Here is a 20,099-nt window from a genome sequence, read left to right as displayed (position 1 = left end):
GGTCATGAGGGGCCCCTTTTCACGGGCAATCGGCGCCCGCGGCTCGCCGTGGTCAGGTCTGGCGGTGGATAACGAAACGCGCCAGCGCCCGCAAGTTTCCCGCGGCTTCGTGATCCCCGAACGGCTCCAGCGCGGCTTCGGCGCGGGCGACCATGGCGGCGGCGCGGGCGCGCGCCTCGTCCAGCCCCAGCAGCGACACGAATGTGGCCTTGCCGGCGGCCAGGTCCTTGCCGGTGCGCTTGCCGGTCTGCTCGGCGCTGCCGGTCACGTCGAGGATGTCGTCGGCGATCTGGAACGCCAGCCCCAGATTGGTGGCGTATTCCTCCAGCGGCGCAGGATCGGCCCCGGCCAGCACCGCCCCCGCCGTGGTGGCAAAGCGGATCAGCGCCCCGGTCTTGGCCTGCTGCAGCGCCTCGGTCGCGGCGAGGTCCAGCGCGGTGCCGGCGGTTTCAGCCGCGATATCCTGCGCCTGCCCCCAGACCATGCCCTGCGCCCCCGCCGCCGCGGCCAGCCGCGCGACCAGCGCGATCCGGGTCTCGGCCGGGCCGACCACGGGATCGGCCAGCACCGCGAAGGCCTGCGCCTGCAAGGCATCGCCCGCCAGAATCGCCGTCGCCTCGGACCAGCGGATATGGCAGGTGGGCTGGCCCCGGCGCAGGTCGTCGTCGTCCATCGCGGGCAGGTCGTCGTGGACCAGGCTGTAGGCGTGGACCAGCTCTACCGCCACCGCCACCGGCATCGCCCCCGCCTGAGGAACCCCGTGCAGCCGCGCCGATTCCAGCACCAGTAGCGCCCGCACCCGCTTGCCGCCGGCGCTGGCATAGCGCATCGCATCCGCCAGATCGCCCGGCGGCAGCCCCGCCAGCGCCGCGCCGATGGCATCCGCCACCGCCGCCTCGACCGAGGCGCGCAAACCGTCCAGCCGGTCCACCCTTACAGCCCTTCGACCGGCGTGGTCCCCGCGGGCTCGCCGCTGGCGGACAGCATGATCTTTTCGACCCGCTCCTCCGCCTGCCGCAGCCGGCGTTCGCAATGGGCGCGCAGCCTGGCGCCGCGTTCGTACAACGCGATGGATTGTTCCAGCGTGGCGTCGCCGTGTTCCAGCTTGCCGACGACGGATTCGAGCTCCTTCATCGCATCCTCGAACGACATGCTGTCGATTTCGGCGTCGGTCATGCCGCAATTCCCCCAAGCGTGGTGACATGCGCCCGGACCGAACGGCCCAGCGCGGGCAGATCATAGCCCCCTTCGAGGACCGAGACCACCGGCGCCGCGCCTGCCGCATCAACGATCATCGCGGTGATGGCGGCGAAGTCGGATTCGTCCCAGTTCAGCGAGGCCAGCGGGTCCGCCGCGTGGGCATCGAACCCGGCCGAGACGATCACCAGCCCCGGCGCCCAGTCCCGCAGCCGCGCGGCGATGGTGGTCCAGGCCGCCCGCGCCTCGGCCCCGCCGGAACCGGGCCGCAGCGGCAGGTTCAGCATCTGCCCATGCGCGCCCTGCTCGCTGGCCGCCCCGGTGCCCGGATACAGCGGCATCTGGTGGGTCGAGGCAAAGAACGCGCGTTTTTCCGTCCACAGCAGGTCCTGGGTGCCGTTGCCGTGGTGGACATCGAAATCCAGCACCGCCACCCGGTCCAGCCCGTGATGGTCCAGCGCCCGTTTCGCCGCGATGGCGGCGGTGCCGAGGATGCAGAACCCCATCGGCGTTTCACGCTCGGCATGATGCCCCGGCGGGCGCATGGCGACAAAGGCGCTGCGATCCTCGCCCGCCAGAGCCGCATCGACGGCCGCGCAGCCCGCGCCCACAGCCCGCAGCGCCGCATCGAGACTGCCCGGCGACAGCCAGGTGTCCCCGTCCAGCGCCACCTGTCCCTGCGCCGGGACAGCGGCGCGTAAGCGGGTCAGGTAGCGTTCGGAGTGACAGCGCAGCACATCGGCATCATCGGCCAGCGGCGCCTCGCGGTGCACCAGCGGCAGGTCCGCCAGCGCGTCCAGCACCGCGCGGTGCCGCGCCACCTGCTCGGGGTGACCGGGGGGCGTGACGTGGCGTTCGGACGCGGGGTGGCTGTAAAGGATCGTCATGCGCCAAGGCTAAGGCCAAGCGGGCGGCGCGCGCAAATCCTATCCGGGCCTCGCGGTGCCGGTGGCAGCGTGGCAATGGGTATTTGAGCCAGAAAGAAGTCACTGGCGCTGCGGATGGGCTTCTTTCTGGTATAAATACCCATGCGGCCGCGACGCGGGGGCAACGGGTCAGGCGGTCAGCCGCGCCCCGTCGTGGCCTGTGATCACAAGATCCAGCAGCGCGCCTTCGGGCATGTCGCGGTGCAACGCGACCTCGGTAAACTGCTCGGTGCGGCCGATGCGGGGGCCTTCGGTCAGGATGCGGTGGGTTCGGCCCCACTGCGCGTCGAGATGCGCGCGCAGTGCCGCCTCGCCTGCATCCCGCAGCCGTGCGGCGCGTTCGCGGATCGCCGGGCCGGGGACGGCAGGCATCCGTGCGGCCGGGGTGCCCTTGCGCGGGCTATAGGGGAACACATGCAGGAAGGTCAGCCCGCAGTCCTCGACCAGTTTCAGCGAGTTCTGGAAATGCGCCTCGGTTTCCGTGGGGAAGCCCGCGATGATGTCGGCGCCGAACACGATGTCGGGGCGCAGGCGGCGGGTTTCCTGGCAAAAGTTTATGGCGTCATCGCGCAGGTGGCGGCGCTTCATCCGTTTCAGGATCAGGTCGTCGCCGTGCTGCAGCGACAGGTGCAGATGCGGCATCAGCCGCGGCTCGGTGGCGATCGCCTCGATCAGCTCGGGGTCGGCCTCGATCGAATCGATCGAGGAGATGCGCAGCCGCGGCAGGTCCGGCACCATCTTCAGGATCCGGCGCACCAGATTGCCCAGCCGCGGCGTGGCGGGCAGGTCAGCGCCCCATGAGGTCAGGTCCACCCCCGTCAGCACCACCTCGTTGAAACCGCGGTCGCGCAGGCGCTTGATCTGCTCGACCACCACCCCGGCCGGGACCGAGCGCGAATTGCCGCGCCCGTAAGGGATGATGCAGAAGGTGCAGCGGTGGTCGCAGCCGTTCTGCACCTGCACATAGGCGCGATGGCGGCCGAAGCCGTCGATCAGGTGGCCGGCGGTTTCGCGCACCGACATGATGTCGTCGACCATCACCCGCTCGGTCCCGAAATCGGGGGCGGCCAGCGCCGACCAGGTGGCGGGCTGCATCTTTTCGTGGTTGCCGATGACGCGGGCGACCTCGGGCATGGCGGCAAAGGTTTCCGGCTCGGTCTGCGCGGCGCAGCCGGTGACGATGATCGGGGCGCCGGGGTTTTCGCGGGCGAGCCGGCGGATTTCCTGGCGGGCCTTGCGCACCGCCTCGGCCGTGACCGCGCAGGTGTTCACGATCACCGCGCCCTGCAGCCCGGCGGCCTCGGCCATCTCGGCCATCGCCTCGGATTCATAGGCATTCAGCCGGCAGCCCAGCGTGGCGAGGATCGGGGGCGCGCTCATCCGACCGCCGCCAGCCAGTCGGGGGACAACATGCCGTCAAAGACCCGCGCCACCGGGCCGGACAGCCACACGCCATCGTCGCGCCAGTCTACCGAAAGGGTGCCGCCGTCCAGATCCAGCACCACCCGCCGCCCGGTCAGCCCGCGCCGATGCGCCGCCACCGCCACCGCGCAGGCGCCCGAGCCGCAGGCCAGCGTCACCCCGGCGCCGCGTTCCCACACCCGCATCCGCAGCTGGTCGGGGCCGGTCAGGCTGGCGAACTCGACATTGGTGCGCTGGGGAAACAGCGGGTGATTCTCGATCCGCGGGCCCAGGGTTTCCAGCGGCACCACCTCGGCGTCATCGACAAAGAACACGCAATGCGGGTTGCCCATGCCGACGGCCGCGGGGGTCAGCTCCAGCGGCAGGGCGTCGGTGTCGACCTCCTGCGCCAGCGGTATCTGGTCCCACGCCAGTTGCGGCGGCCCCATGTTGACGTGGACCGCGCCGCCCTCGCGCCGCGCCTCCAGCATTCCGCGGCCTGTGGCGAATCGCACCCGGTCGTGGCCCAGCTCGCGCAGCATCAGGTCCGCCACACAGCGCGAGGCATTGCCGCAAGCCCCGGCCTGAGACCCGTCGGCGTTCCAGAAATCCAGCCGATAGTCGGCATCCTGATGCGGCAGGATCTCGGCCAGCTGGTCGAAACCCACGCCGCGGTTGCGGTCGCCCAGCGCCCGCGCCAGCGCCGGCGTCATCCGCCGCGCCGGTTCGGCGCGCGAATCGATCACCACGAAATCATTGCCGGCCCCGTGCATCTTGATGAAGCCAAGGCCACCCGAGGGGCGCTGAAGCTGGTCCATCGCCGCGATATACGCCCGCCCCCGCAATTCCGCCAGAGGTCGGGTCTTTTCCGCTTGACCCCGTTTGCACCTGTGTTTAGGGACACGCCCTGTGTTGGGGCCCGTAGCTCAGTGGTAGAGCAACTGACTTTTAATCAGTGGGTCGTTGGTTCGATCCCAACCGGGCTCACCACCTGACTTTCGGAAACCGCCGGCAGATGATTCTGCCGGCGGTTTCTGCATATTGGGGTGCCTGAAGGGTTGTGATCACAAGGGGCGGCTGACGGCAGCGGCGGCATCCGCCATGCCGGACGGACGGAGGTGCAGATGGACAACACGCGGCGGATGATGCTGGGCGCGGGCGGGGCGCTGGTGCTGGCCGGGTTCGTCGGCGGCGGTATGGCGCTGCGCCGGCGCGCGGCCGAGCTGGCGGATACCGAGGTGCTGACCGACCCCGACAGCCCGCTGCTGGGCAACCCGGCGGGCGACGTGACCGTCGTCGAGTTCTTCGATTACCAGTGCCCGTTCTGCAAGCGCGGGCACGAAGATCTGCTGGCGCTGGTGGCCGAGGATGGCAACATCCGGCTGATGATGCGCGACTGGCCGGTGTTCGGCGCCCCTTCGGTGCTGGCGGCGCAGCTGGTGCTGGGGGCGGCCTCGCTGGGCGCCTATGCGCCCGCCCACCGCGCGCTGATGGCGACCGAGGGGCGGCTGGCCGCCCCCCAGATCCGCCGGGCGCTGGCCGGCGCGGGCGTCGATCACATCGCGGCCGAGGATGCGTTCCGCCGCGACCGCGGCCGCTGGGACGGGTTGTTGTCGCGCAGCGCGGCCCATGCGGCGCGGATGGGGCTGCAGGGCACGCCCAGCTTTGCGATCGGCCGGACACCGCAGCCGGGGGACACCGCGACACCCCAGCCCGCCGTCTATCGCGGCGCCATGAGCATCCCGGCGCTGCGCCGCGCCGTGGCGCGCGCCCGGGGCTGAGGGCCCGCTACGGCGGCGCACCGGGCAAAGTCGCGCGGTCTGCAAAAAGCCGCGCAAGATCACGGGCATCGCAGCCGCCGGGGCATCCGCCCGCGGCGCCGTGGGCCGGGTGCGGGCTGCGCCGGGCCGCTCCCCTTAACCCTTTTCCGGCCCGACTTTCAGGTTTGTGACCCGCAGCTGCGGGACAACTGATTGACGGGCCGCCGGGCAGCTTGTAGCTCGAATGTCGAAGCGATTTCCGGCAGGTATTCTCTTGTAGCTGCACCCCGGCAGAGCGTTGCGCACATGCGCCGCCCGCCGTGGCACGATGGCAGGTGATCCCGCCGGGCCATGCCCGTTTCCGGCGTTCCCGCAGCGCCGTCCGGTGGTCGCGGTCCCGCATTCCGGGGCCGCCGGCCCCACCCGCCCGCCTCCGGCCCCCGGGCCGCCCCCAGACCCGCGCGCCCGCCGCGCCGCCGTGACGACGAAAGGCGACCGACCGGACATATGCTGGCCGAGAACCTGCTCTTGCTGCTTGCGGTGCTGCCCTTCATCGGGGCGGTTTCGGCTGTCACCATGCCGGTTTCGGCCCGCAACGCCGAGGTGGCGCTGGCCAGCTCGGTCATGGTCGCGGGGCTTGCGGCGCTGGCGGTGCTGTTCCCCGAGGTCACCGCCGGGCAGGTCGTATCCCGCACCCTGAGCTGGGCGCCCTCGCTGGGGCTGGACGTCACACTGCGGCTGGACGGGTTTTCCTGGCTGATGCTGCTGCTGGTCTACGGCATCGGGCTGCTGGTGGTGATCTATGCGCGCTATTACCTGGCCCCCTCGGACCCGGTGCCGCGGTTCTACGGCTTCCTGCTGGCCTTTGCCGGGTCGATGGTGGGGGTGCTGATCGCCGGCAACATCATCCTGATGGTGGTGTTCTGGGAACTGACCAGCCTGTTTTCGTTCCTGCTGATCGGCTACTGGCACCAGAACGCCGGCGCCCGCGACGGGGCCAGGACCGCGCTGGTGGTCACCGCCGCCGGCGGGATCGCGCTGCTGGCGGCGATGATCCTGCTGGGGCAGGCGGTGGGCAGCTACCAGCTGGACGACGTGCTGCGCGCGGGCGATCTGGTGCGCGGGCATCCGTGGTATCTGTGGATCCTGGGGCTGTTCCTGCTGGGCGCCTTCACCAAGTCGGCGCAGTTCCCGTTCCATTTCTGGCTGCCGAACGCCATGGCCGCGCCGACCCCGGTCAGCGCCTATCTGCATTCCGCCACCATGGTAAAGGCGGGGGTGTTCCTGCTGGTGCGGTTCTCGCCGGTGCTGGGGGCGACGGATGCGTGGTTCTGGGTCGTGGCCGGGACCGGCATGGTCACGCTGGTCATCGGCGCGGTGATCGCGACCTGGCGCAACGACCTGAAAGGGCTGCTCGCCTATTCGACCATCAGCCACCTGGGGCTGATCACCGCGCTGGCCGGGATGGGCAGCGGCGCGGCCATCGTGGCCGCCATCTTCCACATCATGAACCACGCGGTGTTCAAGGCCTCGCTGTTCATGGGGGCGGGGATCATCGACCATGAGACCGGCACCCGCGACCTGCGCAAGCTGTCCGGGCTGCGCCACGCCATGCCGCGCACCGCGCTGCTGGCGATCGTCGCCGCCGCCGCCATGGCGGGGGTGCCGCTGCTCAACGGCTTCCTGTCCAAGGAAATGTTCTTTGCCGAGGCCGCCGACTGGCACAACGGCACCTGGCTGGACCGCTGGCTGCCCTATATCGCCACCTTTGCCAGCGTGTTCAGCGTCGCCTATTCGCTGCGCTTCATCGCGGCGGTGTTCTTTGGCCCGCTGGCCACCGACCTGCCCAAGGAACCGCACGAACCCCCCGTCTGGATGCGCCGCCCGGTCGAGCTGCTGGTCGCCATCGTGCTGCTGGTCGGGTTCTGGCCCGAGGCGCTGATCGGCGCCATCCTGCAGTCGGGGGTGCTGGCGGTACTGGGCGACGCCGCGCCCCGTTACAGCCTGGCGCTGTGGCACGGCTTCAACACGCCCCTGAAGATGAGCCTGACCGCGCTGGTGCTGGGGACGCTGTTCTATTTCCTGTTCTCCAAGCGGCTGTCGCAGGCGAACGAGGCGCCGGGCTTCCTCAGCCTGCTGCGCGGGCAGCAGATCTTTGACCGGCTGATGCTGGTGGTGACGCGGAAATGGCCGGTGTTCCTGTCGCGCGTCACCGGCAGCAACCGGCTGCAGGTGCAGCTGCGGCTGGTGGTGCTGCTCAGCCTGTCCGCGGCGGCCTGGGCGCTGTGGGGGGCCGGCCGGCTGGTCCCGCGCGGGCTGTGGGACCGGATGGACCCCGGCTTCGCGCTGCTGTGGCTGGCCGGGATCGCCTGCGCGATCGGGGCGGCGGCGCTGGCCAAGTATCACCGCTTTGCGGCGCTGGCGCTGCTGGGGGGCGCGGGGCTGGTCACGGCGATGACGTTCTCGTGGTTTTCCGCCCCCGACCTGGCGGTGACGCAGCTGCTGGTCGAGATCATCACCACCGTGCTGCTGCTGCTGGGCCTGCGTTGGCTGCCCAAGCGCCTGCAGGAGATCGAGGGCGACAAGCGCCTGCCGGCCCGCACCCGCCGCGCCATCGACCTGGTGATCGCGGCCGCCTGCGGGGCCGGGGTCGCGGCCATCGCATTCGCCGTGATGACCGTGCCGCCGGGGCTGTCCATCGGCGACTGGTTCCGCCGCAACGCCTATGCCGAGGGCGGCGGCACCAACGCGGTCAACGTGATCCTGGTGGATTTCCGCGCCTTCGACACCATGGGCGAGATCACCGTGCTGGGGATCGTGGCGCTGACCTGCTATGCGCTGCTGCGCCGCTTCCGCCCGGCCCCGGAAAGCGTGGCCCAGCCCTCGCAGCAGACCTTCAGCGAACTGCCCCCCCTCGATCCCGAGCGCGAGGCCGCGGCCGAGCCGACCCGCCGCGACCAGATGATGATGATCCCCGCGATCATCATGCAGTGGATGTTCCCGGTGTCGGTGGCGATCGCGGCCTATCTGTTCCTGCGCGGCCACGACCTGCCGGGCGGGGGCTTTGCCGCCGGCGTCGCCTTCGCCATCGGGCTGCTGCTGCAATATCTGGCGACCGACGTGCGCTGGATCGAAAGCCGCATCACCATCCTGCCGGTGCGCTGGATCGGGCTGGGGCTGATGATCGCCGCGGGCACCGGCATGGGCGCCTTCCTGTTCGGCTATCCGTTCCTGACCGCCCACGCGCAATATGTGGAGCTGCCGCTGATCGGCCCGGTGCCGGCGGCGACCGCCATGGTCTTTGACCTGGGGGTGTTCGCGGTGGTGGTCGGCTCGACCGTGCTGATGCAGATCGCCATCGCCCACCAGTCGCTGCGCTCGGCCCGCCTGCGCGCACGCGAGGCCGCCGACGCCGCCGACCCCGTGGCCGCGGCCGAGGAACGCGAGAACCGCATCGAGGAACAGGCGCACCAGCAGGAGGGCGCGTGATGGAACTGACCCTGTCGCTGGGCATCGGGGTGCTGGTCGGATCCGGCGTCTGGCTGGCGCTGCGGCCGCGGACCTTCCAGGTCATCGTCGGGCTGTGCCTGCTGTCCTATGGCGTCAACCTGTTCATCTTTGCCATGGGGCGGCTGGTCACCGGCGCCGCCCCGATCATGCCCAAGGGCGGCTTCGTCAACCCCGACCGCTATGCCGACCCGGTGCCGCAGGCGCTGGTGCTGACCGCCATCGTCATCGGCTTTGCCACCACGGCGCTGTTTCTGGTGGTGATCATGGCCTCGCGCGGGTTGACCGGCACCGACCATGTCGACGGGAAGGAGCGCGAGCAGTGACGCCTCCGCCCCATATCATCGTGCTGCCGATCCTGATCCCGCTGATCGCTGGTGCGATCATGCTGATGTACGACGAACGCCAGCGCCGGCTGAAGCTGGGGCTGGGGCTGATCTCCTGCGTGCTGCAGCTGGGGGTGGCGATCGCGCTGATCCTGCGGGCCGGCGGCTCGTCCGAGCTGGGGCGCAACATCGTCACCCTGTATCTGCTGGGGGACTGGCCCTCGCCCTATGGCATCGTGCTGGTGCTGGACCGGCTGTCGGCGCTGATGCTGCTGCTGACCTCGGTGGTGGCGCTGCCGGCGCTGATCTATGCGGGCGCGGGCTGGCACCGCAACGGCCAGCATTTCAACGCGCTGTTCCAGTTCCTGCTGATGGGGGTGAACGGGGCGTTCCTGACCGGCGACCTGTTCAACCTGTTCGTGTTCTTCGAGGTGATGCTGGCGGCCTCTTACGGGTTGCTGCTGCACGGCTCGGGGCGCGTCAGGGTTGGGGCGGGGCTGCATTACATCGCGGTCAACCTACTGGCGGCAATGCTGTTCCTGCTGGGGGTGGCGCTGATCTACGGCACCACCGGCACGCTGAATATGGCCGACCTGGCCACCCGCATCCCGCGCCTGTCCGAGGCCGACCGCCCGATGATCCACGCCGCCGCCGCGCTGCTGTCGGGGGCGTTCTTGATCAAGGCGGCGATGTGGCCGCTGTGCTTCTGGCTGCCCAACGCCTATGGCGCCGCCGCCCCGCCGGTGGGCGCGGTGTTTTCGCTGCTGACCAAGGTCGGGGCCTATGTGATCATCCGGCTGGGGCTGCTGCTGTTCGGCCCGGCGGCGGGCGAATCGGCGGGCTTCGGCGCGCAGGTGCTGGCGATGGGGGGCATGGCCACCATGGCCTATGGCTCGCTCGGGGTGCTGGCGGCGCAGGACCTGGGGCGGATGACCGGCAATCTGGTGCTGGTGTCCTCGGGGACGTTGCTGGCGGTGGCGGGGCTGGCGATGATCTACGACGACGCCCCGATGCTGACCGGGGCGCTCTACTACATGTTCGCCTCGACCCTGGGGCTGGCGGCGCTGTTCCTGCTGGCCGAGCCCATCGGCCGCAAGGAGGAGGGCATCGCCGGGCTGCTGGCGGTCACCGCCGAGGTTTACGGCCTCGACCCCGAGGAAGACGATGACGAGCCGCGGGAAGAGGGCACCGCCATCCCCGGCGCCACCGCGCTGCTGGGCATGGCGTTCCTGGTCTGCGTGCTGGTGGTGGCCGGGCTGCCGCCGCTGGCCGGGTTCCTGGGCAAGTTCGGGATGCTGTCGGGCGCGGTGCAGCGCGCCTGGACCCTGCCGGGGATGTGGGGGCACTGGGCCTTTGTGGTGCTGCTGATCCTGTCGGGGTTCTGCACGCTGATCGCGCTGATGCGCTGGGGGATCCAGAGCCTGTGGGCCAATGGCGAGGACCCGCCCCTGCCGGTGATGGAGGCGCTGCCGATCCTGATGCTGGTCGGCACCGTCGCGCTGCTGACCGTGCAGGCGGAACCGGCGCTGCGCTATCTGGACCGCACCGCCAACGCCCTGACCGAAAACGCCGTCTATATCGGCGGCGTGATGACCGCCCCCCCGGTCGGCCCCGAGGCGCTGGCCTCCGACGCCCCCGACCCCGGCACGGCCGAACCCCCCGCCCCGGTCGAGGTGCAGCCATGACGCTGTTCCCGCATCCGCTGGTGTCTGCCGTCATCGCGCTGCTGTGGCTGGTGCTAACCGAGGTCTCGGCCGGGCAGCTGCTGCTGGCGGCGATCGTGGCGGTGCTGGCGGGGCTGGCCTATCGGCGGCTGACCCCGGACCCGATCCGGGTGCGCCGCCCGCGCCAGATCCTGCGGCTGTTCCTGCGGGTCGGCGGCGACATCATCCGCTCGAACATCGCGGTGGCGCGGCTGATCGTGACCCAAGGCCGCGACAACCGCCGCCGCTCGGGCTTCGTGCATATCCCGCTCGAGCTGACCAACCAGCACGCGCTGGCGATCCTTGCCATGATCGTCACCGCCACCCCCGGCACCGCCTGGATCGAATACGACCCGCGCGAGGGGCGGCTGCTGCTGCATGTCTTCGACCTGCTCGAATCCGACGACTGGGTGGATATCATCAAGTCCCGATACGAATCGCTGCTGCTGGAGATCTTCGAATGAGCGCGACCCTGCTTTCGGCGGTACTGGTGTTTTCGCAGGTCTGCCTGGCGGTGGCGCTGCTCTTGGCGGTGGTCCGGGCGCTTTACGGGCCGCGGGCGCAGGACCGGGTGCTGGGGCTCGATTCCGCCTATGTCTGCGCCATGCTGCTGCTGGTGGTCGCCGGCATGTATCACGGCACCGTCTATCAGTTCGAGGCAGCGCTGGTCATCGGCACGCTGGGCTTCGTCGCCACCACCGCGATGGGCAAGTTCCTGATGCGCGGCGAGGTGATCGAATGAGCCATCTCGACCAGATCCACCCGCTGATCGCGGTGCTGATCGCGCTGTTCGTGCTGATCGGCACGGTGCTGACGCTGCTGGGCACCATCGGGCTGCTGCGGCTGGGCAGCTTCTACGAACGGCTGCACGCGCCGACTTTGGGGGTCAGCTGGGGGACGGCGGGAATCCTGGTCGGCTCGGTGCTGATGTATTCGACGCTGGGCTCGCGCCCGGTGATCCACGAGCTGTTTCTGGGCATCATGATGATGGTGACCGCGCCGGTGACGTTGATGGTGCTGGGCCGTGCCGCCCTGCACCGCGACCGCGCCGAAGGCCGCCCGCCCCCCGGCAGCGACGCCCCCGGCCACCCGCTGAAACGCGGCACGGAGCGCTGAGCGGGGCACCGCCCGCCCATCTCGCATCCGGCTCTCCCGACGCCGCGCCCGCTTGCGGCGTCCGCGCGCCTGCATCGGCCGCGCGGCCTCTCGCGCCCGCTCGACCCCACTGACGAATCCGCCTCGCTTCACCCTGCGCACTCACGCGCGCCGACCTCTCGGCCTTGCGCCGGCCGGTGACTTCTTTCTGGCCCAAATACCCATGCCGAAGGCAGGCCGGGCCCTGCCCGGCCTTCCCGCTCACGCCGCCGGCAGGAACCGTCCCTCGCGCGACAGGATGTCCTGCCAGACGGTGCCGGCGGCGCCGGTGGGGGGTGTGTCCTCGCGGTGCAGCAGGAACCAGCGGCGGATGATCGGCAGGTCGGGGCGGCGCAGCGCCACCAGCCGCCGCGACTTCAGCTCGTCGGCGACGGTGTGGGCGGAAATCAGCGCGATTCCCAGCCCGGCCATGACCGCCTGCTTGATCGTTTCGTTTGAATCCATCTCGATGGCGGCATAGCTCTGCCCCTCGCCCAGCCGGTCGAGGAAGCGCTGCGCCAGCAGCCGCGTGCCCGACCCCGGCTCGCGCAGGATCAGCGGCTCGGCCAGGATCGCCTGCGCCGGCACCTCTTGCAGCGCGGCCAGCGGATGCGCGGGGGGCGCGATCAGCACATGCGGATGCGGGCCGATGTCGGCGGCGGTCACGCGGGGTTCGCGCGGGGGGCGGCCGGTGATCGCCATGTCCACGGTGCCGTCGCGCAGCGCCGCCACCACCCAGTCGCGGTTGCCGACCCGCAGGACGATCTCGATCCCCGGCAGGCTGCGGCCCAGCTCGGCCACCAGCGCGGGGACGAAATACTTGGCGGTCGAGACCACCGCCAGCACCACCCGCCCGGCGCGCCCCTGCTGCAGCGCCTCGATGTCGCCCAGCGCCGCCCGCAGCGCCGCGTCGGCGCGGCGCGCGCCCAGCAGCAGCGCCTCGCCGGCCGGGGTGGGCTGGAAGGCGTGGGCGCCGTCGCGAAACACCAGCGCCGCCCCGACCGCATCCTCGAGCACGCGCAGCTGGCTGTGCACCGCCGGCGCGGTCAGCCCCAGCGCCTGCGCCGCCCCGGTGATCGAGCGCGCCTGCGCCACCGCATCCAGCGCACGCAACTGCCGCAGGGTGATGGCTTCCAAGCATGGATTCAATTTTTCTGAACCATTCTTTTTCATTATTAAATTTAACTATGCTTACAACGCCCGCATGATCAATCCAGAAATCACGTCGGTCTGGGGAGGAGAGCGGGCGATGACAGCAGCCGAGGATATCGGTCTGGCCGAACTGGCCACGCAGCCCGAGGTGGCCGAAGTGATCCGCACCCTGGCCCGCGTGGCCCGCGAGCTGTCGCGCCGCATCGCCCGCGGCCCGCTGGAACGCCACGGCGCCACCGTCGGCGAAAACAGCGACGGCGACAGCCAGAAGGCGCTGGACCTGATCGCCGACCGCGCGGTGTTCGCGGCGCTGCAAGGCGCGCCGGTGCGCTGGTATGCCTCCGAGGAACGCGACGAGGTGGTGCCCCTGACCCCGGGGGCGCCGCTGGCGCTGGCGATCGACCCGCTGGACGGGTCCTCGAACATCGACGTCAACATGTCGATCGGCACCATCTTTTCCATCCTGCCCGCGCAGGACGATCCGCTGGCCTCGTTCCTGCGCCCGGGGCGCGAGCAGCTGGCGGCGGGCTATGTGATCTACGGCCCGCAGACCGCGCTGGTGCTGACGCTGGGCCGCGGCACCGCGCTGTGGGTGCTGGACCCGGAAACCGGGCGGTTCGAACCCGCCGGGCCGCTGGCGATCCCGCAGCGGTCGAACGAATTCGCGATCAACGTCTCGAACTATCGGCACTGGGCGCCACCGGTGCGCGCCTATATCGACGACTGCCTGGCGGGGGAAACCGGGCCGCGCGACAAGAACTTCAACATGCGCTGGGTGGCCTCGCTGGTGGCGGAAACCCATCGCATCATCACCCGCGGCGGCATCTTCCTGTATCCGGCCGACGCGCGGCGCGGCTACGACCACGGCCGGCTGCGCCATGTCTACGAATGCGCGCCCATCGCGCTGCTGGTGGAACAGGCGGGGGGTGCGGCCACCGACGGCTGCGATCCGATCCTGGACCTTGTGCCGCAGGCGCTGCACGAACGCACGCCGCTGGTTTTCGGCACCCCCGTCAAGGTGCATCGCGTCGCCGCCTATCACGACCTTCCGCACGAGGAAGTCGCCGCCCTTTTCGGCCAACGCGGCCTCTTCCGGCAGTAGGATCCCATGAGCAAGAAGCATCCCATCATCTCGGTCACCGGCAGCTCCGGCGCGGGCACCAGCACGGTCAAGGCGACCTTCGACCAGATCTTCCGGCGCGAGGGCATCCGCGCCGTCTCGATCGAGGGCGACGCCTTCCACCGCTACGACCGCGCCGCGATGAAGGACGAGCTGGCGCGGCGCACCGCCGCCGGAGACAACACCTTCAGCCATTTTTCCATCGACGCCAACGAGCTGGAAAGGCTGGAGGACATCTTCCGCATCTACGGCGAAACCGGCCGCGGCCAGACCCGCCACTATGTCCACGACGACCGCGAATCGGAACGCTGGGGCGCCGCCCCCGGCAGCTTCACGCCCTGGGCAGATTTCGAGGACGGCAGCGACCTGCTGTTCTACGAAGGGCTGCACGGCGCGGTGAAAACCCCCGCCATCGACATCGCCCGGCACGCGGATCTGAAGATCGGGGTGGTGCCGGTCATCAACCTGGAATGGATCCAGAAGATCCACCGCGACAAGGCCAGCCGCGGCTATTCGACCGAAGCGGTCACCGACGTGATCCTGCGGCGGATGCACGATTATGTGCATGTGATCACACCCCAGTTCACCCAGACCGACATCAATTTCCAGCGGGTGCCGGTGGTCGACACCTCGAACCCGTTCATCGCGCGCTGGATCCCGACCCCGGACGAAAGCCTGGTGGTGATCCGCTTCCGCAACCCGCGGGGGATCGACTTCGCCTATCTGACCCAGATGATCCAGGGCTCGTGGATGAGCCGGGCGAACTCGATCGTCATCCCGGGGCCCAAGATGGACCTGGCGATGCAGCTGATCCTGACGCCGATGGTCCAGCGCCTTGTCGAAACCGCGCGGAGGGCCTGAGCCATGAACGCACCCACCAGTTTCGAGGCCTCCACCCGCGCGATGGCCAATGCCATCCGGGCGCTGACCATGGATGCGGTGCAGGCCGCGAACTCGGGGCATCCGGGGATGCCGATGGGCATGGCGGATGTGGCGGCGGTGCTGTTCCGGCGCTTCGTGACGCTGGACCCCGCCGATCCGCAATGGCCCGACCGCGACCGCTTCGTGCTGTCGGCAGGGCATGGCTCGATGCTGCTTTACGCGGTCAACCACCTGCTGGGCTATGCCGACATGCCGGCCGAGGAACTCAAGCGCTTCCGCCAGCTGGGCGCGCGCACCGCCGGGCATCCCGAATACGGCCATGCCGCGGGGGTCGAGGTCACCACCGGGCCGCTGGGCCAGGGGCTGGCCACGGCCGTCGGCATGGCGCTGGCGGAACGCATGGCGAATGCCCGCTGGGGCGATGCGCTGGTCGATCACCGGACCTGGGTCATCGCCGGCGACGGCTGCCTGATGGAGGGGATCAGCCACGAGGCCATCGACCTGGCCGGGCATCTGGGGCTGGGCCGGCTGGTGGTGCTGTGGGACGACAACCGCATCACCATCGACGGCGGCACCGAGCTGTCCACCTCGACCGACCAGAGGGCGCGGTTCGCGGCCGCGGGCTGGCATACGGTGGCCTGCGACGCCCATGACCCCGGCGGCATCGCCGCGGCGATCCAGGCGGCGCAGGATGACCCGCGCCCGTCGCTGGTCGCCTGCCGTTCCGTCATCGGCTGGGGGGCGCCGAACAAGCAGGGCAGCCCCGATTGCCACGGCGCGCCGCTGGGCCCAGAGGAAATCGCCGCCGCCCGCGCGCATCTTGAATGGCCGCACGCGCCGTTCGAGATCGACCCCGCCGTGCGCGACGCCTGGCAGGCGATCGCGCGCCGCGGCGCGCAGGCCCGCGCGGCATGGCAGGCGCGCCACGCCGCCCACCCCGACCGGCAAGGTTTCGACGAGGCGCAGTCCCGCGGCGGGCTTGAGGTGCTGAACGCCGCCATGGCCCGGCACAAGGCGCGGCTGCTGGCCGACCGTCCCAGCATCGCCACCCGCAAGGCGTCAGAGCTGGCGCTGGCGGTGGTGAACGCGGCGCTGCCCGACACGGTGGGCGGCTCGGCCGACCTGACCGGCTCGAACCTGACGCGCAGCGCGGGGATGCGGCCGGTCAGCCGCAGAGATTACGGCGGGCGCTATCTCCATTACGGCATCCGCGAACACGGGATGGCGGCGGCGATGAACGGCATCGCGCTGCATGGCGGCTTCCGCCCCTATGGCGGGACCTTTCTGGCCTTTGCCGATTACTCGCGCCCGGCAATCCGGCTGGCGGCGCTGATGGGGGTGCCGGTCACCCATGTGATGACCCACGACTCCATCGGGCTGGGCGAGGATGGCCCGACTCACCAGCCGGTCGAGCATCTCGCCTCGCTGCGCGCGATCCCGAAGCTGACGGTGATCCGCCCGGCCGATGCGGTGGAAACCGCGGAAAGCTGGGAAATCGCCATGGAAGCCACCGATGGCCCGGTGCTGCTGGCGCTGTCGCGGCAGAACCTGCCCACGCTGCGCGACCGGGCCGACCGCAACCTGACGGCGCTGGGGGCCTATTGTCTCCGCGACCCCGGCGACCGTCAGGCCACGCTGATCGCCACCGGGTCCGAGGTGGAAATCGCGCTGGCCGCCGCCGATCTGCTGGCCGAACAGGGCATCATCGCCGCCGTGGTCAGCGCCCCCAGCTTCGAGCTGTTCGCGGCCCAGCCCGCGGATTACCGCGCCGCGGTGCTGGGCGATGCCCCGCGCGTGGGCGTCGAGGCCGCGATCCGGCAGGGCTGGGACGGGCCGATCCTGCGCACCACCGACGGCTTTGTCGGCATGACCGGCTTTGGCGCCTCTGCCCCCGCCCAAGATCTTTACCGGCATTTCGGGATCACGGCCGAGGCCGTGGCAGATGCCGCCCGCAACCTCATCACGGAGTGACCCATGGCCCTCATCACGCTGCGACAGCTGCTGGACCACGCCGCCGAACATGGCTACGGCGTCCCCGCCTTCAACATCAACAACATGGAACAGGGGCTCGCCATCGTGAAGGCGGCGGCCCAGACCGATGCGCCGGTGATCCTGCAGGCCAGCCGCGGCGCGCGCAGCTACGCCGGCGACATCATGCTGCGCCACATGGTGCAGGCGCTGGCCGAGATGAACCCGACCGTCCCGATCTGCCTGCATCAGGACCACGGCAACAACCTGGCCACCTGCATGTCGGCGATCCGCCACGGCTTCACCAGCGTGATGATGGACGGATCGCTGCACGAGGACATGAAGACCCCCGCCGATTACGACTATAACGTCGCGGTGACCGCGCGGGTGGCCGAGGCCGCCCACGCCGTCGGCGCATCGGTCGAGGGCGAACTGGGGGTGCTCGGCTCGCTGGAAACCGGCGAGGCCGCGGCCGAGGACGGATCTGGCGCCGAGGGCAAGCTGGACGAAAGCCAGCTGCTGACCGACCCCGACCAAGCGGTGGATTTCGTCATGCGCACGAAATGCGACGCGCTGGCGATTGCCTGCGGTACCTCGCACGGCGCCTACAAGTTCACCCGCCAGCCCGACGGCGAGATACTGGCGATGCATGTGATCGAGGCGATCCACCAGCGCCTGCCCGGCACGCATCTGGTGATGCACGGCTCAAGCTCGGTCCCGCAGTATCTGCAGGATCTGATCAACCAGAACGGCGGCGAGATGCCCCAGACCTGGGGCGTCCCGGTCGAGGAGATCGAGCGCGGCATCCGCATGGGCGTGCGCAAGGTCAACATCGACACCGACTGCCGCATGGCGATGACCGGCCAGTTCCGCCGCATCGCCCGCGAGAACCCGGCCGAGTTCGACCCGCGCAAGTTCCTGATCCCGGCGATGGACGAGCTGACCGCCCTGTGCCGCGACCGCTTCGAGCGCTTCGGCACCGCCGGCCACGCCAGCCGCATCAAGGTCATCCCGATGGACGAAATGGCGAAACGCTATGCCGCGGGGACGCTGAACCCCGCCAACGCGGCGGCGAAAGCCGCCTGAGGGCCAGCAATCACCGCGGCCAAGGCCGCATCAGGGGAGGAAACACCCATGAACGAGATGAGCACCACCGAAATCACCGACAAGAAGAAACGCTACCAGGCCGGCGTGCTGAAATACGCGCAGATGGGCTATTGGGACGGCGACTATCAGCCCAAGGACACCGACCTGCTGGCGCTGTTCCGCATCACCCCGCAGGATGGCGTCGACCCGATCGAGGCGGCGGCGGCGGTCGCCGGCGAAAGCTCGACCGCAACCTGGACCGTGGTCTGGACCGACCGGCTGACCGCCTGCGACCAGTATCGGGCGAAAGCCTACAAGGTCGAACCGGTGCCGGGCCAGCCGGGGCAGTATTTCTGCTATGTCGCCTATGACCTGATCCTGTTCGAGGAAGGGTCCATCGCCAACCTGACCGCATCCATCATCGGCAACGTGTTTTCGTTCAAGCCGCTGCTGGCCGCGCGGCTGGAGGACATGCGGCTGCCGGTGGCCTACTGCAAGACCTTCAAGGGTCCGCCCACCGGCATCGTGGTGGAACGCGAACGGCTGGACAAGTTCGGCCGCCCGCTCTTGGGCGCCACCACCAAGCCCAAGCTGGGGCTGTCGGGCAAGAATTATGGCCGGGTGGTCTATGAGGGGCTCAAGGGCGGGCTCGACTTCATGAAGGACGACGAGAACATCAACTCGCAGCCCTTCATGCACTGGCGCGACCGCTTTCTTTACGTGATGGAGGCGGTGAACCTGGCCACCGCCCAGACCGGCGAGGTCAAGGGCCATTACCTGAACATCACCGCCGGCACGATGGAGGAGATGTATCGCCGCGCCGAGTTCGCCAAGTCGCTGGGCTCGGTCATCGTGATGGTGGACCTGATCATCGGCTATACCGCGATCCAGTCGATTTCCGAATGGTGCCGGCAGAACGACATGATCCTGCACCTGCACCGCGCCGGCCACGGCACCTATACCCGCCAGAAGAACCACGGCATCAGCTTCCGCGTGATCGCCAAGTGGATGCGGCTGGCGGGGGTGGACCATATCCACGCCGGAACCGCGGTCGGCAAGCTGGAGGGCGATCCGATGACCGTGCAGGGGTTCTACAACGTCTGCCGCGAGACCCATAACGCCGTCGATCTGCCGCGCGGGCTGTTCTTTGACCAGGACTGGGGCGACATCAGAAAGGTGATGCCGGTCGCCTCGGGCGGGATCCACGCCGGGCAGATGCACCAGCTGCTGGACCTGTTCGGCGACGACGTGGTGCTGCAGTTCGGCGGCGGCACCATCGGCCACCCGATGGGCATCCAGGCCGGCGCCACCGCCAACCGCGTCGCGCTGGAAGCCATGGTCAAGGCCCGCAACGAGGGCGTGGACATCGCCAACGAAGGCCCCGAAGTCCTGCGCAAGGCGGCCAAATGGTGCAAGCCGCTGGAGGCCGCGCTGGATGTGTGGGGCAACATCACCTTCAACTACAGCTCGACCGACACCTCGGACTTTGTTCCCACCGCCAGCGTTTCGTGAGGAGGATCAGATGCGCATCACCCAGGGCTGCTTCAGCTTCCTGCCCGACCTGACCGATGAGGAGATCAGCGCCCAGGTCGAATACTGCCTTGGCCGCGACTGGGCCATCGGCGTCGAATATACCGACGAGCCGCACCCGCGGAACACCTTCTGGGAGATGTGGGGCAATCCCATGTTCGACCTGAAGGACGCAAAGGGCGTGATGATGGAGCTGGAGGACTGCCGCAAGGCCAACCCCGACAGCTATATCCGCATGAACGCCTTTGATAACACCCGCGGGCTGGAAACGGTGACGATGAGCTTCATCGTCCATCGCCCGGCGGTCGAGCCGCGGATCATCATGCGGCGGACCGAGGTGGACGGGCGCTCGATCCGCTACACCCATGAGGTGGCGCGCTAGGCGGCGCGGTTGCACCGGGGGCTTC

Annotated in this window: 19 protein-coding genes and 1 tRNA gene; 14 read left to right on the top strand and 6 right to left on the bottom strand. The window is 69.6% G+C overall.

Features of this window, described 5'->3' with window-relative positions:
* Positions 1–52: 52 nt before the first annotated feature.
* The 5 genes from RSP45_RS10835 to dapF form a co-directional block, all read right to left on the bottom strand.
* A complete protein-coding gene (locus RSP45_RS10835; RefSeq protein ID WP_415391960.1) occupies positions 53–931 on the bottom strand; it encodes a polyprenyl synthetase family protein in 879 nt (292 codons plus the stop codon).
* Positions 932–933: 2 nt separating this feature from the next.
* On the bottom strand, positions 934–1,176 hold the full coding sequence (locus tag RSP45_RS10830) for an exodeoxyribonuclease VII small subunit (RefSeq protein ID WP_073064963.1): 243 nt from the start codon (positions 1,174–1,176) through the stop codon (positions 934–936).
* Positions 1,173–2,084: a histone deacetylase family protein gene (locus RSP45_RS10825; RefSeq protein WP_415391959.1), complete on the bottom strand. Its 912-nt coding sequence runs from the start codon at positions 2,082–2,084 to the stop codon at positions 1,173–1,175. The genes RSP45_RS10830 and RSP45_RS10825 overlap by 4 nt, the downstream gene beginning before the upstream one ends.
* Positions 2,085–2,252: 168 nt before the next feature.
* Positions 2,253–3,503 carry a tRNA (N(6)-L-threonylcarbamoyladenosine(37)-C(2))-methylthiotransferase MtaB gene (mtaB, locus tag RSP45_RS10820; protein WP_415391958.1) on the bottom strand — a complete coding sequence of 417 codons (1,251 nt, stop codon included), beginning with the start codon at positions 3,501–3,503 and terminating at the stop codon, positions 2,253–2,255.
* Positions 3,500–4,342 carry a diaminopimelate epimerase gene (gene dapF, locus RSP45_RS10815; protein ID WP_415391957.1) on the bottom strand — a complete coding sequence of 281 codons (843 nt, stop codon included), beginning with the start codon at positions 4,340–4,342 and terminating at the stop codon, positions 3,500–3,502. Before dapF ends, mtaB begins: the two co-directional genes overlap by 4 nt.
* A 97-nt stretch (positions 4,343–4,439) precedes the next feature.
* Between dapF and RSP45_RS10810 the strand changes: the two genes are divergently transcribed.
* From RSP45_RS10810 to mnhG, 8 genes are all read left to right on the top strand, one after another.
* Positions 4,440–4,514 (top strand) — tRNA-Lys (locus tag RSP45_RS10810).
* Positions 4,515–4,648: 134 nt separating this feature from the next.
* Entirely contained in the window at positions 4,649–5,305 is a 657-nt protein-coding gene (locus RSP45_RS10805; protein ID WP_415391956.1) for a DsbA family protein, read from the top strand.
* Positions 5,306–5,791: 486 nt separating this feature from the next.
* Positions 5,792–8,773 (top strand): monovalent cation/H+ antiporter subunit A, encoded by a 2,982-nt coding sequence (locus RSP45_RS10800; RefSeq protein WP_415391955.1) that lies wholly within the window; start codon positions 5,792–5,794, stop codon positions 8,771–8,773.
* The gene (locus tag RSP45_RS10795) at positions 8,773–9,117 is read left to right on the top strand and encodes a Na+/H+ antiporter subunit C (protein ID WP_073064980.1); all 345 of its coding nucleotides are present in this window, start codon (positions 8,773–8,775) and stop codon (positions 9,115–9,117) included. Before RSP45_RS10800 ends, RSP45_RS10795 begins: the two co-directional genes overlap by 1 nt.
* On the top strand, positions 9,114–10,802 hold the full coding sequence (locus tag RSP45_RS10790; protein WP_415391954.1) for a monovalent cation/H+ antiporter subunit D: 1,689 nt from the start codon (positions 9,114–9,116) through the stop codon (positions 10,800–10,802). Before RSP45_RS10795 ends, RSP45_RS10790 begins: the two co-directional genes overlap by 4 nt.
* Positions 10,799–11,284 (top strand): Na+/H+ antiporter subunit E, encoded by a 486-nt coding sequence (locus RSP45_RS10785; protein ID WP_415391953.1) that lies wholly within the window; start codon positions 10,799–10,801, stop codon positions 11,282–11,284. The genes RSP45_RS10790 and RSP45_RS10785 overlap by 4 nt, the downstream gene beginning before the upstream one ends.
* Complete coding sequence (locus RSP45_RS10780; RefSeq protein ID WP_415391952.1) at positions 11,281–11,562, top strand: K+/H+ antiporter subunit F; 282 nt, start codon at positions 11,281–11,283, stop codon at positions 11,560–11,562. The genes RSP45_RS10785 and RSP45_RS10780 overlap by 4 nt, the downstream gene beginning before the upstream one ends.
* The gene (mnhG, locus tag RSP45_RS10775; RefSeq protein WP_415391951.1) at positions 11,559–11,936 is read left to right on the top strand and encodes a monovalent cation/H(+) antiporter subunit G; all 378 of its coding nucleotides are present in this window, start codon (positions 11,559–11,561) and stop codon (positions 11,934–11,936) included. The genes RSP45_RS10780 and mnhG overlap by 4 nt, the downstream gene beginning before the upstream one ends.
* A 240-nt stretch (positions 11,937–12,176) precedes the next feature.
* Here the strand turns inward: mnhG and RSP45_RS10770 are convergent, their stop codons facing one another.
* Entirely contained in the window at positions 12,177–13,091 is a 915-nt protein-coding gene (locus RSP45_RS10770) for a LysR family transcriptional regulator (RefSeq protein ID WP_415391950.1), read from the bottom strand.
* A 112-nt stretch (positions 13,092–13,203) separates the two neighbouring features.
* On the opposite strand from RSP45_RS10770, the gene RSP45_RS10765 reads away from it, so the two are divergent.
* The 6 genes from RSP45_RS10765 to RSP45_RS10740 are packed head-to-tail and all read left to right on the top strand — an operon-like array spanning position 13,204 to position 20,074.
* On the top strand, positions 13,204–14,208 hold the full coding sequence (locus tag RSP45_RS10765; RefSeq protein WP_415391949.1) for a class 1 fructose-bisphosphatase: 1,005 nt from the start codon (positions 13,204–13,206) through the stop codon (positions 14,206–14,208).
* A 6-nt stretch (positions 14,209–14,214) separates the two neighbouring features.
* Positions 14,215–15,087, top strand: coding sequence for a phosphoribulokinase (locus tag RSP45_RS10760; RefSeq protein ID WP_303731386.1), 873 nt, complete (start codon positions 14,215–14,217; stop codon positions 15,085–15,087).
* Positions 15,088–15,090: 3 nt separating this feature from the next.
* Complete coding sequence (gene tkt / locus RSP45_RS10755; RefSeq protein ID WP_415391948.1) at positions 15,091–17,079, top strand: transketolase; 1,989 nt, start codon at positions 15,091–15,093, stop codon at positions 17,077–17,079.
* A gap of 3 nt (positions 17,080–17,082) precedes the next feature.
* Positions 17,083–18,162 carry a class II fructose-bisphosphate aldolase gene (gene fba, locus RSP45_RS10750; RefSeq protein WP_073065010.1) on the top strand — a complete coding sequence of 360 codons (1,080 nt, stop codon included), beginning with the start codon at positions 17,083–17,085 and terminating at the stop codon, positions 18,160–18,162.
* A gap of 48 nt (positions 18,163–18,210) precedes the next feature.
* Positions 18,211–19,674: a form I ribulose bisphosphate carboxylase large subunit gene (locus RSP45_RS10745; protein ID WP_415391947.1), complete on the top strand. Its 1,464-nt coding sequence runs from the start codon at positions 18,211–18,213 to the stop codon at positions 19,672–19,674.
* 10 nt (positions 19,675–19,684) lie between these two features.
* Positions 19,685–20,074: a ribulose bisphosphate carboxylase small subunit gene (locus tag RSP45_RS10740; protein ID WP_415391946.1), complete on the top strand. Its 390-nt coding sequence runs from the start codon at positions 19,685–19,687 to the stop codon at positions 20,072–20,074.
* The last annotated feature ends 25 nt before the right edge of the window (positions 20,075–20,099 follow it).

It is taken from the genome of Paracoccus sp. SJTW-4 (genome assembly GCF_047716885.1).
GTDB lineage: Bacteria > Pseudomonadota > Alphaproteobacteria > Rhodobacterales > Rhodobacteraceae > Paracoccus > Paracoccus solventivorans.
This window is presented reverse-complemented; position numbering and strand designations above follow the sequence as displayed.